12 protein-coding genes are annotated in these 15,332 nt (G+C 47.9%); 5 read left to right on the top strand and 7 right to left on the bottom strand.

Annotation, left to right across the window (positions count from 1 at the left end; all coding sequences use genetic code 11):
- Positions 1 to 32 precede the first annotated feature (32 nt).
- The 4 genes from MLE19_RS07455 to MLE19_RS07440 all read left to right on the top strand — a co-directional run bounded on the left by MLE19_RS07455 (position 33) and on the right by MLE19_RS07440 (position 6,825).
- Positions 33 to 968: a glycerophosphodiester phosphodiesterase family protein gene (locus tag MLE19_RS07455; protein WP_240717544.1), complete on the top strand. Its 936-nt coding sequence runs from the start codon at positions 33 to 35 to the stop codon at positions 966 to 968.
- A gap of 899 nt (positions 969 to 1,867) precedes the next feature.
- Positions 1,868 to 3,085, top strand: a complete 1,218-nt coding sequence (locus MLE19_RS07450; RefSeq protein ID WP_240717542.1) for a hypothetical protein — start codon at positions 1,868 to 1,870, stop codon at positions 3,083 to 3,085.
- Between the two features lie 33 nt (positions 3,086 to 3,118).
- Entirely contained in the window at positions 3,119 to 5,950 is a 2,832-nt protein-coding gene (locus tag MLE19_RS07445; RefSeq protein ID WP_240717540.1) for a bifunctional diguanylate cyclase/phosphodiesterase, read from the top strand.
- Between the two features lie 62 nt (positions 5,951 to 6,012).
- Positions 6,013 to 6,825: a PEP-CTERM/exosortase system-associated acyltransferase gene (locus MLE19_RS07440; protein ID WP_240717539.1), complete on the top strand. Its 813-nt coding sequence runs from the start codon at positions 6,013 to 6,015 to the stop codon at positions 6,823 to 6,825.
- Between the two features lie 12 nt (positions 6,826 to 6,837).
- Here the strand turns inward: MLE19_RS07440 and MLE19_RS07435 are convergent, their stop codons facing one another.
- The 3 genes from MLE19_RS07435 to nfsA form a co-directional block, all read right to left on the bottom strand.
- Positions 6,838 to 7,485, bottom strand: a complete 648-nt coding sequence (locus tag MLE19_RS07435) for a hypothetical protein (protein WP_240717538.1) — start codon at positions 7,483 to 7,485, stop codon at positions 6,838 to 6,840.
- A gap of 177 nt (positions 7,486 to 7,662) precedes the next feature.
- Positions 7,663 to 8,628 carry a zinc-binding metallopeptidase family protein gene (locus tag MLE19_RS07430; protein WP_240717536.1) on the bottom strand — a complete coding sequence of 322 codons (966 nt, stop codon included), beginning with the start codon at positions 8,626 to 8,628 and terminating at the stop codon, positions 7,663 to 7,665.
- 111 nt (positions 8,629 to 8,739) lie between these two features.
- Positions 8,740 to 9,471, bottom strand: a complete 732-nt coding sequence (gene nfsA, locus MLE19_RS07425; protein WP_240717534.1) for an oxygen-insensitive NADPH nitroreductase — start codon at positions 9,469 to 9,471, stop codon at positions 8,740 to 8,742.
- A 310-nt stretch (positions 9,472 to 9,781) separates the two neighbouring features.
- Here nfsA and MLE19_RS07420 point away from each other — a divergent pair, with 310 nt between their 5' ends.
- Positions 9,782 to 10,339, top strand: coding sequence for an OsmC family protein (locus MLE19_RS07420; RefSeq protein WP_240717532.1), 558 nt, complete (start codon positions 9,782 to 9,784; stop codon positions 10,337 to 10,339).
- A gap of 110 nt (positions 10,340 to 10,449) precedes the next feature.
- Here the strand turns inward: MLE19_RS07420 and MLE19_RS07415 are convergent, their stop codons facing one another.
- From MLE19_RS07415 to MLE19_RS07400, 4 genes are read right to left on the bottom strand one after another with little or no spacing between them, the layout of a single operon-like run.
- Positions 10,450 to 12,132: a sigma-54-dependent Fis family transcriptional regulator gene (locus MLE19_RS07415; protein WP_240717531.1), complete on the bottom strand. Its 1,683-nt coding sequence runs from the start codon at positions 12,130 to 12,132 to the stop codon at positions 10,450 to 10,452.
- A gap of 51 nt (positions 12,133 to 12,183) precedes the next feature.
- Entirely contained in the window at positions 12,184 to 13,020 is an 837-nt protein-coding gene (locus MLE19_RS07410; RefSeq protein WP_240717530.1) for an ABC transporter permease, read from the bottom strand.
- Positions 13,017 to 14,252 (bottom strand): ABC transporter substrate-binding protein, encoded by a 1,236-nt coding sequence (locus tag MLE19_RS07405; RefSeq protein ID WP_240717528.1) that lies wholly within the window; start codon positions 14,250 to 14,252, stop codon positions 13,017 to 13,019. The genes MLE19_RS07410 and MLE19_RS07405 overlap by 4 nt, the downstream gene beginning before the upstream one ends.
- Positions 14,253 to 14,269: 17 nt before the next feature.
- The gene (locus MLE19_RS07400) at positions 14,270 to 15,145 is read right to left on the bottom strand and encodes an ABC transporter ATP-binding protein (RefSeq protein ID WP_240717526.1); all 876 of its coding nucleotides are present in this window, start codon (positions 15,143 to 15,145) and stop codon (positions 14,270 to 14,272) included.
- Positions 15,146 to 15,332: the final 187 nt, after the last annotated feature.

Genomic DNA, 15,332 nt, shown 5'->3' with positions numbered 1-15,332 from the left:
TTATTGAACAAATATTCAATTAAGGAGCTCCCATGCAACGTCATCCTTTGATTGTCGCTGTGTCGCTAGGCCTTTTCGCTGGTGCTGCTACTTCTTCCGCATTGGCAGAAACCTCTCCCTTAGAGCAGCAGCTAAAAGATCTGGAGTCATTTCAGGTAATTGCTCATCGTGGCGCCAGCGGCCATGCGCCAGAAAGTACCTTGGGCGCCTATGAACTCGCCCATGAGTGGGATGTGGATTATTTGGAGCTGGACGTACAAATCACCTCCGATGGCGAATTAGTGGTGTTTCATGATGATGCCATTGATCGCACCAGCGATGGGGAAGGCGCAATAAATGATTACACGCTGGAAGAACTCAAAGCGCTAGATACCGGCACTTGGTTTAACGAAGAGAATCCCGAAAGCGCCGACGCCGCCTTTGAAGGCACGCAGATGCTAACGCTGGATGAGCTATTTGAGCGTTTTGGCCACGATGCCCGCTACTACATTGAAACCAAGTCTCCCCAGTTGAATCCTGGCTTGGAAGAGGCCTTGGTAGCGATGCTGGAAGAGCACAATATGATCGAGAGTGGCCGTGTGCTAGTGCAGTCCTTCGAGCAAGAGAGTCTGTTGAAAGTCCACGAATTAAACGACAAGGTGCCGCTCATTCAACTGGTTTGGTATTACCCCAGCGAAAAGGAAGACGGGCGTTTAGTTGAGTGGACTGGCGTAACACCAGGGCCGGAGGAAATCACCGATGAAGACTTTCAAGCGGTAGCAGATTACTCGGTAGGTCTGGGCACCAACTTCATCTACGAAGGTGAGGAAGTCATTGATGCTGACTTCATCCAACAGGCAAACGCAAACGGCCTGCCGGTACATGTTTATACTATCAATGAAACCGATGAGATGGAGCGTCTGATGGAAATGGGCGTAAACGGTCTTTTCACCAACTACCCTGATCGTTTGCTTGAGCTCGTTGAGTAAACATTGACCGAATAGCGATGACGCCCAGCCTAGCTGGGCGTTTTTTATTTCACGATGCTAAGTCATTCAGACTCTAAGCTTACCTGTTCTGCCCTCTTTCGATCACGCCCTATTAAAATATAAACCACCGTTGACCGAGTATCAGACATCGGAGTCTTTCCAAGCAACCAATCAGTGAGGCCGTATGAAACGAGCGTATTAACTCATCACTTTCTAATACGTTGACATAACAGCCTGTAAATCTAATGAATTTGTTGTAGTGTTTACGAATAATTTGTGCCGAAATGGCATTATTTTTCTTACAAACACCTATTATTAACGATTGTCAATAGGAAAAACAAATATTCAAGGGTTTTCAGGGGGAAATTGTCATCAAACCATACATGCATCAGTTGCAGTTCATTTCTAAATGCTGCCTTAGTTTTGCATTCAATAGACATTGGAACAGCATCCACCGATGACATCGTTAGTTTTAACAGGCTGTTCGTTATCACGAACAGTTAGGGCTATCTCAGTTGCTGTGTTTATAGCGTACTTTTCACTGTCCACCTCTCCGGTCATCGCCCGAGAGTCACCTATTTTTTTGGTCGCAAACCCAGATGTAACCATCAACTTGCTAAACCGTGATACGGTACGGGCCATTTTCGCCATGCGCCAGCGTACTTGGCCAAACGGACAAGCAGCAAGAGTCTTTGTACTAGACAGTAATAATGCAGTGCATGCTCGCTTCACCAAAGAGCATTTGTCTGTTTACCCTCACCAATTACAGCTCGCTTGGGATCGAATGGTCTTTTCCGGTACCGGTCAAGCACCTGATCGCGTTAGTAATCAAGTGGAGATGCGCGATAGGATCGCCAGCACTCCTGGAGCTATAGGATATATTGAAAGGGAGTATCTGGATGATAGTGTCCAAGTCATTTCGATTGAGTGAATATAGAGTGGTTGCTGCACTCTTAGGTTTTTTCATATTTTTATTTTCTACTCACGCGCAAAGCGAAGAAAGCATCGTGGATACCTTACAGGTGCATGGTTTTCTAAGTCAGGCGCTGATTATTACAGATGATAACGACTTTTTTGGCCCCAGTAGCCAAGGAGCAGGTAGTTTTAAGTACACAGAAGCTGGCCTCAATGCCTCGATGCGTCCTCATCAAGATATATTAATCGCTGCGCAATTGCTTAGTCGCCGAGCAGGAGGCAGTGGTAGCGATGCACATCCAGAGCTTGATTACGGTTTGATTGATTATCAAATGATCTCAGACCAGCAGCGCACCTTTGGCATTCAACTAGGGCGGATTAAAAATCCTTTTGGGTTTTACAATCAAACACGCGATGTTGCCTTTACTCGCCCTAGCATATTATTACCTCAATCCATTTACTTTGATCGAACTCGCTCGTTGGGCCTATCAGGAGATGGGGTTACGCTATATCACGACGAAAAGCTTGTAAACGGTACTATCCGCTCTCAAGTTGGATTTGGTAGGGCGCGTATTGAAAATGATGTAGAACGAACATTAGGCCTTGATAGCTTTCCTGGTTCTTTAAAGCCTGGCAGTTCAGCAATTGGCCAAATCCGCTACGAGCATGATGGTGGGCGCATTATTACAGCCATTAGCGCTGCAAAAGCTAATGCGGAATATAGTTCAGATGGTCATCGTCCTGGTGATGGATCTTTTCAATTCCAGCCCTTGATATTTTCATTACAATATAATCAAGAGCTATGGACACTTACCGCAGAATACGCTACTAGGCATCTTAAGCTTTCCGAATTCGACAGTGTTGCCAATTCAAGCACACGAGGAGAAAGCTGGTATCTTCAGTTTACCCGCCGTTTTAACAATAACTGGCAGTGGTTGGTACGCTACGATAGTTTAGTGAATAATCGAAATGACCGTTCAGGTAAGACATTTGAAGCAAACGGCTTTGGACCTGCACATTCTCAGTTTGCAGATGACCTGACGTTTGGCCTGCAGTGGACTCCACATCCTCAGGTGATGATTGCAAGTGAATATCATCATGTCGATGGCACAGGGTGGTGGCCTAACCAAGGAAATGATGACGCAGTTGAAACCAGTAGACGTTGGAATATGTGGCTGTTTCAGGTATCGCTTCGTTTCTAACGATTTACTCGCTACTGGCTAGGATAAACTGCGATGAACACATCTGAATTTTTCCGGATTCCTCAGCGCCTTAGCCTCACTTGGCGCGTCATCGCTTTAAGCAGCCTTCTGCTCTTAGCGCTAGTGAGTCTGTTTACCTGGCTGGGGCACGAGAACCTAACACGCCAGTTTCAAGAAAGCCGCAGTCAACACCATGATCGTCAGCAGCGTGAAATTCGTTTAGCGTTAGCTCGTTCCTCTGACAACTTACGTCAGTTGGCGGGCTTGACCGCCGCATCTGCAAGCTTAGGTTCACCTTTGCAAGAAGGAAATAACATTGATGTTGAACAAGCACTAGATTCGCAATGGCCAGCACTTCAGCTTGAGGCAGGCATCGATGAAATTTTAATTATCAATACGAATGGCCAAGTGCTTGGCAGTTGGGGCTTAGGCAATACTGAATCGCAGCTACCCATCCTCAGTTGGGTCCGGCGAGTTATGAATACTGAACAGCCACTAACAACGCTTCGCTGCTCAACCAACTGCCAACAATTCGCTGCTGTGCCAGTATTGGTAGAAGGTGAAAGCGTCGGTATGGTGGTACTTTCTCGCTCATTGGCTGATGTTACCCGTCAAGCAAAAGAAGTCTCTGGCAGCGAAGTCGCGTTATTGGTTACAGGGCTAGCTGAAGACAGCCATATAACAGCCTCACGAAAGTTGGAAGGATGGAACGGTCACCTTTTAGCACTAACCAGTGAAGAACAAAGCCTAGTACCGTTGCAGCATGCGGCAGACGCCGTGCCCGTTCGACGTTTAATGGAAGCACCACTAAGCCTTCAAGATGCAGGCAGGCATTTGGAACTTAGCGCAGTACGAATGGAAGAGGACAACGAGCGTAGCAATATTGGCTATTTCCTGCTGATATCAGATATTACCGGTCAAATTGAAGCTATTAATAAAGATACTCGCACACTGCTGTTCGTGGGGGTGCTCGGCTGGATTGCCGCTGAGTTACTACTCCTTGCCATACTACTTGGCCCTATGGCTCGATTGCGCAGAGTCGCCGGACTACTGCCAGCCCTGGCCAACGGGAAGTTTAGTGATATACATGCCGCCATACCCAACCATCGTCGCGGCATTCCAGACGAAATAGACGTACTTGAAAGCATCACGCTGGAGCTTTCACACCAGCTCGCAATGCTTGAAGGTGAGGTTCAAGAACGCGGTAATCAATTAGCTGAGCGTATTGAGGAGTTGGCCAAGGAGCGTGACTTTGTCAATGGCTTACTCGATACCGCTCAGGTATTTATCATTGCTCAAGACAGTACGGGACGAATCAATCTAGTTAATGAATATACCCAACTGATGCTAGGAATGAGTCAAACGTCCCTGCTTGGACGTCTTTTTGTGGATGTATTTGATGCTGGCATTACTACCTCATTGAATACATTTACCCTTCCTCAACAAGAAGAACAAACACTTCGCACCCCCGACCAACACATACACACCATTGCTTGGTATCACGCGCCTTTACAAACGGGTAACCAAGTCAAGGTCTCCCGCATTTCGGTTGGCCTAGATATTACCGAACGCAAGGCTGCTGAAGCCCGGCTTACGTGGCTTGCCGAACGCGACCCGCTCACGGAGCTTTACAACCGACGCTACTTCCAAAATGCGCTGCAAATCGCAATTGAACGCGCGCCTAATGCACAAGGTGCAGTACTGCTACTGGACTTAGACCAGTTCAAAGAAGTTAACGAGCTGAGCGGGCACCACGTAGGAGACAATTTATTGCGTGAAGTGGCAGACACCCTTTTTCATAACCTAGGGCGCCGCGGTGTCATCGCCCGCCTAGGGGGTGACGAATTTTCGCTTCTACTGGAAGATGACAATGCCGAACAAGCGGTTAGAGTCGCGCAATATATCGTTCAGTTATTAGAAGGTATCGGCTTTGTTGTTGGAGAGCGACGGCATCGAGTTACAGCCAGTATCGGCATAGCCCTATTCCCAACCCATGGCAATACGCCTGCCGAGCTAATGGCTAGCGCCGATGTGGCTATGTACAAAGCTAAAGAGAGCGGGCTCCAGCAGTGGCACTTACTTTCCGAAGCCGAGAATGCCAAAGACGAGCTACAAGAGCGGGTTTATTGGGTTGAGCAAATTCACAATGCGCTAGAAACAGATAGTTTTGAGCTAATGGTGCAACCCATTATGCGCTTAGCCGATCAAGACATTAAACACCACGAGGTGCTACTGCGGATGCGAAACGCAGACGGCAGCCTAATTGCTCCCGCGCACTTTATTCCTATTGCTGAACAGAGCGGTCAAATCGTATTAATTGATCGCTGGGTCTTACGGCACAGTTTAAAAGCACTGAGCCGACTTCAGGATAGAGGCATTACGCTGGCCGTTAACCTTTCTGGTCAGTCTCTCCACGATGAAGGGCTAAAGCGTTACCTGGCTGAGGAATTAGCCACGAGTGGCGCTGACCCCCACCACTTAATATTGGAAGTCACTGAAACGGCGGCCGTTACCGATTTCTCTACCGCACGCGGCGTATTGCAGGCCGTGCGTGACCTTGGGTGCCGCACTGCTCTGGACGACTTCGGTGTTGGCTTCAGCAGTTTCCATTACCTTGGGCAGTTACCCGTTGATTATATTAAAATTGATGGCTCATTCATTCGAAGCTTACTGATTAGCCCTGACAGCCGTGTGATTGTCCGAGCCATAGCCGACATAGCCAAAGGCTTCGGAAAGCAAACAATTGCCGAATTTGTGGATCAAGAAGCTCTGTTACCAATATTAAAATCTTATGGCATAACTTACGGTCAAGGTTTTCACTTAGGACGGCCAGAAAAAATGAGCAACATGATAAAAAAACTATAATTCAGCCGCGAATTTCCTTCATAATTTTATTAAAATCACATTCTTTTAAAGGAAATTAAAGCATGATCTCTCCAGGAGCCAAAAAGCCTACAAGATCATTAGATCACGAAGTATTGAGAAATTTTTTAAACGACTATCGATTCATATTAGCTAAAACGCCCCAAGAAAAACAAAGAGCTTTAGAGCTACGCCATGAGGTTTTTTTAAAAGAGTTTAACTACGAAATGAAAGAAGATAAATCAAAAAAAATTGAGACAGACGGATATGACGAAAACTCTCTACATTGTTTAATCGAACATAAAAGAAGCGGTTTACTAGCTGGATGCATGCGCTTGATTATACCTTCAATTGACCCAACCTCTAATTTTAACAAATTACCTGTAGAAATACAGGGAGACAGAAGTCTAAACCACGAAACCATCCATCCCGCCAGAATGCCGAAGCTCGAGCAATGTGAGGCATCACGTTTAGCAATTTCAAGAAACTTTCGTACTTACCATAAAATAAAAAAACAAAATGAAAAAAAACTAACTGACCAAAATTTTACGATCGAAGAAGAAAACACGTTCCCGATGATAGCAGTTGCACTCTTTCTATGTACTTATTCACTAGCTATTTTAAGTGGAAAATACCATGTTTTTGCTATGATGGAACCTCGGCTACCTAGGTTACTAGCTTTATCAGGATTCCACTTCATACAAGTGAGTGACGCTATAGAGCACCATGGCACTAGGTATGCCTATTACATCGATCATATGAAAGCTGAACAAGGTATGCATGAAGGATTAAAACCTTTCCACGCAAAAATCAGGGAAGCACTTGAGCCACAACTTAAAGAACTACTGACTATAAAAGACAGTAGTTCAGTAGCTTGATTTTTATAAATCTTACTGAGCCTTGCTTTTATCACCTAATGAAATGGGCTGAAAATCATTAACCGTAACGCTAGTAAATTTCTCTAAGAAAAACACTAGCGTTTCGGGATACTGGAATCGCTCTTCGAATCGTTCCTGCCCCTCTTGTGTACGTCGCGTCACGCTGGCTTGGTAACCGTTAGCAGATTTTGACACTTTAACGCTATTTTCCCGCGTCCCATCACGCGTGACAGCTTTTAATGGAGAACTACTCGTTAATAAATTATCTAACTGACGAGCAGCTACGTGCTCTTCATCCGTCGCCCATAGAGGTTGATCGCGATTGCCATAGTGGTAAAGCATGATGACTAACAAAACGGAAAAAATGCTGCTGGTAAGCATCCACGTTAAGACGGCGCTGGAGAGCGGTGTAGTGAGCATTATGAATAACTGAAGCGCAATACCCACCGCCAATACCCCTGCTAGGGGCCGCCACATACGAGGATTCATAAACCCTCGTTTGAGGATATATCCCCACAGCCCAATCACCGCTAGCGCCCCTAAAAGCAAATACACGGGCGCTAACAGCGTTCCACCACCTGCCATTAAAGCGATAACACCTATGATCAGGATCACTGTGTAGAAAGCGGCTAACAGTCGGTAAGCGCGGTTTAGATTCATCGTTCAATCTCCATGCTGTATGACCGAGGCCATGGGTAGTGGCTCGGTCTTTGTTGTTCTCATCTGTCGTAATCGTCTATTGCTATCATCTTGCTTATACAGTTAAGGCCATCTCATTACGACTTAATGACGCGTCTATGTCATAACGACTCGTCAACGTATTAACGTATAGCTCTATTACAGCCCTTGCGCACCCCGGCGCAGCCAATCATGTACAAACGCAAGCTTATGACGCGCGGCTTCTGAGAGCACAAAGGGGTAGAGATCAGGCAAGCCCATTGAACGGTTAACGTGATTCACCCCCACCGTGAGCTCTGCCGCTACGTAAATCAAACGCTCCGGATCTGGTTCTGCATACGGCTCCCACTGATGGCTGGGCAGTTGCGGCGATGAGAGTTCTGATGCTGCAAAACTATCGGCTATGTCCGTTAAATGCAGCAGGTGTGCGGCAGTCTCAGCCCAGTCTTCATGAGGGTGTGCGGAGGCATAAGTCGTCAGAAAGCTCTCTTTCCAATTCGGTGGCGGGCCTTCTGTATAGTGACGTTGAAGCGCTGCGGTATAATCTTGACGCTCATCCCCAAACATCTCGCGAAAAGCGTCTAGAAAGTCATCACGCAGGCTTAGCCGCCACCAAAGCATGTGCGATATTTCATGACGCATATGGCCAATCATGGTGCGGTAAGGCTCATCAAGTGCCTCGCGACGGGTGGTGACAAGGACGGGATCCACTTCCGCCACACTAATGGTTACCACGCCTTCTATATGCCCCATCGGAACGGGTGTGCGACCCTCAGCCAGCAGATGGAAAGCTGGCGGCGCACCTGGGTCCTCCGGGCGGAACCAGTGCCAACGACCCAAATTATCGAGCACCCAACGTTTGGCCGCTTCGGTTTTCGCCCAATTGGGTATCGCATTGGGAAGTTCCGGGTCGGGTGCCAAAGCCGTCATGGCACAAGAGCGGCAAAAAGCGCCCTCTTCAGGTGCGATCCAGTTGCAGCCGATAATGTCCCGATTAATACAGAACGGTGGCATTGGTACAAAAGCTCGCGCCTGAGGGTCATAGGCAACGGGGGTACCGTCAGCAGTAGTGAGATTGTCGAACCAAAGAGAGCCGGAACCGACGGGGTTAGCAAATACGCGCATGCGGTGAAGCTCCTGATAGCGAGGAAAAGAGAATCTCTAATAACGAACAGAGCATTCGCTTTTCCAAAAATCCTATTAAAAAGTGTGCCAAGCCCTTATTTCACCTCAACGCTACTTCATTTCAAAACCACGTTTGATCAAGAAATCACGCATGTGAGGGCGAAGCTTGTTGTCGAAAAGTGGCTTAAGATTATGCGACCAGTCGGTATTTTTATTACTGTTGCTACGGGCTTGGTAGTAAGCCTGCATAGTGGCGTCGAAGGTTTGTACCTGCTCGCTATCATCAGTGTAGTAGTCTTCTTTAAGAACCGCTTCTACTGCTAGGCGGGGCTTTACCTCAGGGTCTTGATCAGGGTAGCCAAGACACATGCCAAACACGGGATAGACGTGATCGGGTAGGCGTAGCAGATCACTAATCTCTTGCGGATTATTGCGGATACCGCCGATATAGCAGATCCCCAACCCTTCAGACTCAGCAGCTACCGCTACGTTCTGTGCCATTAACGCCGTGTCCACAGTGGCCACCAGCAACTGCTCTGTCATGCCTCGGTTAACATTGGATCCAGTACGCTCCGACGCCTCCGTAGGACGCTTCATATCGGCACAAAACACCAAGAAATCTGAGCAGCTAGCAATGTAACCCTGCCCCCCAGCTAATTCGGCAATTTTTTCGCGGTTAGCCTGATTTTTGACATGGATAACGGTATACGCTTGAACATGGCTAGACGTAGCCGCGCCCTGCCCGGCTTGAATAAGCTCCACTAACAGTTCGTGGGAAATTTTCTTGTCGCTAAATTTACGAATTGAACGGTGAGATTTTAGGAGATCAATAACGTTGTTCATGAAACCTCGCTTATCTGAATAATACTTAATTGAATACAACTGAATCTAGTGTAACAGATTTGTACAGCCTAATGAGATTTGGGCAATGCTGTACGCATAAACAATGTCGACATTGACAACAATTACTTGTCGACATTGTTATTAATATTAGATCTTTAATGTTTATAGTTGATCACAGGAAAAAGCTAACAGATTGATAGTAAATGTTTAACCCGCCTATGGTATGCATAATGCTCTTACACTTTGTCGATATAACATAAGACAGCTATATACAACACCATTGCCACTTTGATGATGCAAGGAGCCTACCATGGCAACCGCAACAGACACGCCTCAAACCGTTAGCCACTATTTGCGCCCTATTGATCGGGAGGGGCTTTTAGGCTTCGCCGAAAAAGGCCGTAATAATCCTAAAATGCGCGGTACTAACAAAGTGCATACTGTTTGCGAAGGTCAGTATCGCACGCTGAACTATGTAGGTGAGCACCAGCCAGTCGTGGTTGATGAACCTCCACACCTATTTGGCCAGGATACTGCTCCCGCTCCTGGTGAAATTGTCCTTGCTGCGCTAGGAGGCTGCTTGGCCGTAGGCATTACCGCGGTCGCCACATGGAAACAGGTTAAGCTATCTAAATTGGAGATTTTTATTGAAGGGGATATTGGCAACCCTGCCGCTTGGGGCGCTGGGGGCGCTGAAATGATCTCTTCCGACATGGGTTTTCAGGATATACGGGTAAAAGTGGTGATTGAGGGTGATGCCTCACGCGAAGCTCTTGACGATATTGTCAAACACGCCAATTTCTATTCTCCCGTCGCTAATACTATGCGTAACCCAGTCAACTTCCATATTGAATTGGCAGACAGCTAGCCAATTGGCTACAGCCATTATCGCAAAGTAACCCCAAGGCCATTCCAAAGCCCTTGCGCAGACAGGGGCTTAAGATTGAAGACTTAGATTGAGGCCTTGCGATTGAGAGCTTAGCGATAAAGGGTTTTATCGATACCCAATTTTTGTAGCCGGTAGGCTAACTGACGAGGACTTAGACCAAGCTGCCGGGCTGCTTCAGTTTTGTTGCCACGTACCTTACGCAGCACGGCAATTAACTGGTCGGGATCGGCATCAGCTATACGTTGATATGGCCGTCCAACACCGTCAAACGGCAATCCATCTTGTAAAGCATTACCTATTCCTGCATAGGTGCGCCCAGGAATTACTTCAGCATCATCAATCCTTAGCTTACTCGTATTGCTTACTATTGAATTAACATGATGATTAGGCCCAGGATAGCGTTCAATTTGCGACTCATCATGCAGGATGTGCTCTATGTGAGCAGATGAAATACCCACGCCACGTGAAGTAAGCACGGCACGTTCGATGACATTTTCAAGCTGACGAATATTGCCAGGCCAAGGATAGCTATCCAGCCGACTGACAACGCCTGAGTCGAAATTCAGCTGTCGATCATGGCGCAAATTGAACACGTTAAGAAAATAGTGTGCCAGCAGTGCTACGTCACCCTCTCGCTCCCGTAGCGGCGGCAAACGCAGTGGTACCACATTAAGGCGGTAGAAGAGATCAAGACGGAACTCGCCATTATTAACCGCCTGCTGAAGATCCATATGAGTGGCGGTGAGTACGCGAATATCGACGGGGATTTCCTGATCCCCACCTACGCGCTGCAGACTGCGCTCTTGTAATAAACGTAGCATTTTAGTTTGCAGCTCTAGAGGCATGTCGCCAATTTCATCCAGAAACAAAGTGCCGCCATTAGCAGCCTCTACTTTGCCTGCACGGCTACGTATCGCTCCGGTAAATGCGCCTTTTTCATGACCAAATAGCTCAGCCTCCAATAAGTGCTCAGGAATGGCTGCGCAGTTGATACACACAAATGGATTTTTGGCACGCGAGCTATGTGCATGTATCAGTCGTGCGAACCGCTCTTTACCTGTGCCTGATTCGCCCTGAAGCATAATAGTGGCATCGCTATTGGCAACTTGAATCGCTTCATCAAGCGCTTGCTTAAGCTTAGAACTGCTACCGAGAAGCTGATCTTGGACTTTGTGGCGCTCTAACGCCGAGCGCAGCGCACTATTTTGATTCTCTAACCGCTCAGTACGCTGCCTAATTAACTCTTTGATGCGCAGCATTTGCCCAATCATGGCAGCAATAATGCGCAGCAGATGCAAATCGGTTTGGATACCACGCGGGCGATTGCGCAATCGATGACATGCCAAAACACCCACGGGCATTTCATCCAATAGGATGGGAACAGCGATAAATGCTACGACATCATTTGGAAGCACATCACGAGTAACCGCTCGAAAAAGAAAATTATCTTCTTCATCAATGTTCTGCACCACACAGACACGCCCCGCCTCCATGACACTGCCAGTAATACCTTCTCCCCGGCGATAGATACCCCGCGCTTTTTCAAACGGCTGCAGCCCATAAGCGTAGGCAATCCGGAGCATTTGATTATCAGCGTCTGGAAGAACCACACGACCCCGGTTTAGCCCTGCCAACTGCGAGAGCGAACGTAGTACCGCAGGAATCGTGGTATCCGCTTCTAACGAGCTTCCCAGAAAATGCGCCGCCTCAGAGAGGATCAAGGTATCTTGGTTGATATCCTGACTCTTGTGTCTCAATGGCGGCGTATTCATAGTGCTTCTCCCTGTAACTTCTGTTCGCGCAAGGCGTTTGAAAAGCTTATCTTAATCACTGTTTTGCCACCCGAGATATCGAATTAGCATCACGATAACGCTATCCAATAAGTAGCCAATAATGCCGATAATAAGCACTAAGGCAGCGAGCAGGTCATAAGCGAGAATATCTCGGGCATCATTAATCGCGTAGCCAAGGCCACTTGTCACCCCCAGGTATTCGGCGGGCACTAACACTACCCAGGCGATACCTAACGCCAAGCGAAAGCCCGCTAAAATATCGGGCGCTATAGCGGGCAACACAAGTCGCTGTAGGCTAGCTAGTGGTGAAGCCCCAAAGTTGCGCGCAATCTTGAAATACATCGGGTCGATACGCTGAACCGCAAAGGCAGTTGAAAACAGAATGGGCCAGAGCGCAGCCATAAAGATAAGAAAAATAATTGCCCCGTCCCAGGTCGCAAACGCTAGTACCGCGATGGGCATCCACGCCAAAGGGCTTACCATTCGAAGCAGTTGAAAAGGAAAGCCGGTGATTTGGCGTAATACCGGGGAAGCACCTACTAAAATGCCTACCGGCACCGCCACTAATATTGCCCATAATAACCCCATTCCAATACGGTAAAGGCTCGGCAAAACAGTCCCCATTAACGTGCCTGAAATAAATAGCTGCCAAGCTTGTGGCAGTGCTTGCGCTGGAGCAAACCCCGCAAAAGCCTGCGTTGCAGGATTACTGGCAATTAAGTAGCCACCGAACCACCAAAAAGCCAAGAGAATCGCTAGGCCAATCAATGGATACGCTATTTTGCCCATCAATTGGCGACGAAGCTTAATCCATGGCATGGCTCTCGGCCGGGCAGCTATATCTGCGCTGCTGATACTATGACTCATAGCTCAATCCTCTCTTCGCGCTCCCAGCGCTGGGCTTCTGGCGTATTGGGCAAGTGCGCCTCCGGATACTGCTCCATCGCTCGTCGCACAAAACGAGAATCCACTAAATCTTCTGCCACGAAATTAGGATCCAGCCCATTCAAGAACGTGGTATCACCGCCTACTAGCGTATCGTTCATTGCGCTAACCAACTGGCGCGTGGCCGATGCATAGGGAAAAGGAGCGAAATCGATCCGGCCGCTTCCCCACTCGCTATGGCGAATCGCCCTGGGGCTTGCGTAGTCATCAACGTCATAATGGCTCATGGCACGAATAACCACCTCTGCAGGCATCGGCAAATAACCTCGACCATCTCGCGATAGCATTTCGGCTGTTTCAACTTTGTTTTGCTGTGCATATATAGACGCTCTTACTAACGCATTGAGCGTTTTTTGGGTCCACTCTGGATTGGCTTCTACTTGGTTTTCGTTCATGCACACGACACAGCAAGGGTGGTTCTGCCAAATATCACCGGTAAAACGCAGCAACTTACCCCCCGCAAGTAATTCACCTGCGGCGTTAAAAGGCTCAGCAACGGTAAAACCATCAATGCGACCAGCAGCCAAGGCCGGTGGCATATCTGCCGGGGGCAGAATCATTAGATTGACCTGATTATCGGCCAAGGGCGCTGTCTGATCTTGAATCACAGGTTCTAAACCGGCATTGCGCAACGCCATCTGTAATAACGTATTGTGAATAGAGTACCAGTAAGGCACGGCAATTTGCTTACCACCTAAATCAGCAAATTCCTGCGCTCCACTCTGCCCACTAACGAGTACGGCGGAACCATTAATATGCGCCCAGGCCATAATTTTAACGGGGAAGTTATTGTTATAACGCATCCAAACAGGGATAGGGTTTAGCAAATGCACAAGGTTAAAACGGCCCCGGGTAAACCCTTCTACCAGCGGCGACCAGCCACGAATAAGCTCTGGCTCGGCCACTTTAAGCCCCTCTTCCTCAAAATAGCCTAATGCATGGGCAACTAAGAGCGGTGTTGCATCGGTGATAGGTAAATAGCCAATTCTTACTGTCCCGTCATCCGCCATCGCTTGGCGCATCATATTAGGCATACTCATCGCCGCCGCCAAACCGCCAGCGGCAGCCAGGCTATCTAGCATAAAACGACGACGACCAGCGTTAGTCACTTGATAGTCTTGCGGATCGTTAGGGTGGCAATTGCAAGGGGGCATAGTGATGACTCCAGCGATTAGCGGTTGAGAGGCAAAGAGGAAGAGCGACCATTGTTTTGGTCTAAGGGCCTTTCGTGGGCTGGCGTTTTGATTTTGTTAGTATTGTTAGCAATTGCATCAAAGCTTGTTTGGCGTGCCTGTGGCTGCCCTTCTACGGAGTGCTTAAAACGTGCCATCAAGTCTTCGCGCAATTTAGCAAACTTGGGGTCTATAGGGTTACGTGGGTAAGCAAGATCAATATTCATCACGCTTTGAAAGGTGCCTGGGTTACGCCCCATGACGACGACGCTATCCCCCATGGTGAGTGCCTCGTCAATATCATGAGTCACTAACACAAGCGTAATATTTTTCTCACGAGCGATATGACGGACTTCAAGCTGCAAATTGCGGCGCGTGAACGCATCTAATGCTGAAAACGGCTCGTCTAATAAAATAACGTCAGGCTCAACGGCCAGTGACCGCGCTAGGGCAACGCGCTGTTGCTGACCACCCGACAGGTCTTGGGGACGCGCCGCCCCCTTATCACTTAGCCCGACTAGCGCCAACATCTCATCAACACGCTGCGCTAGCGCTTCTGTCTTCCCGGTAAACTGAAGACCAAGCGCCACATTTTGACGAACGTTTAACCAAGGGTATAACCCCGGGCGCTGAAACATCATGTTCCACTCTGGATGTGGTTTGGTAACTTGTTGTCCGTTAATTCTCACGCAACCTTCCGTGGGCAACATCAAGCCAGCCAACATGTGTAAAAGAGTGGACTTTCCACAGCCGCTTTCACCAATGAGCGCTGTACTTCGTCCTGCCGCCATATCAAAGACTAAGTTTTCAAGAACATTCGGTCCTTTACCGCTGAAGCGATGAGTGATGCCATTAATCTGAATTGATGCACCCATGATGCGTCCTCTAGCCAAGCATGTATTTTTTAATTGGCGGATTCGCCTCTATGCTTAACCGTTGCAAAACTGATGCCGTGTCTTGGTAATTTTTTGATTTACTGGTGAAATTTAAATATGGAGGGCAACTTTGAACAAATTAAAACTCGCTAAGTAGCAAGGTGAGGAAGGATATCGCGCTCAAACG

Source organism: Vreelandella neptunia (assembly GCF_022489065.1).
Lineage (GTDB): Bacteria > Pseudomonadota > Gammaproteobacteria > Pseudomonadales > Halomonadaceae > Vreelandella > Vreelandella neptunia_A.
This window is presented reverse-complemented; position numbering and strand designations above follow the sequence as displayed.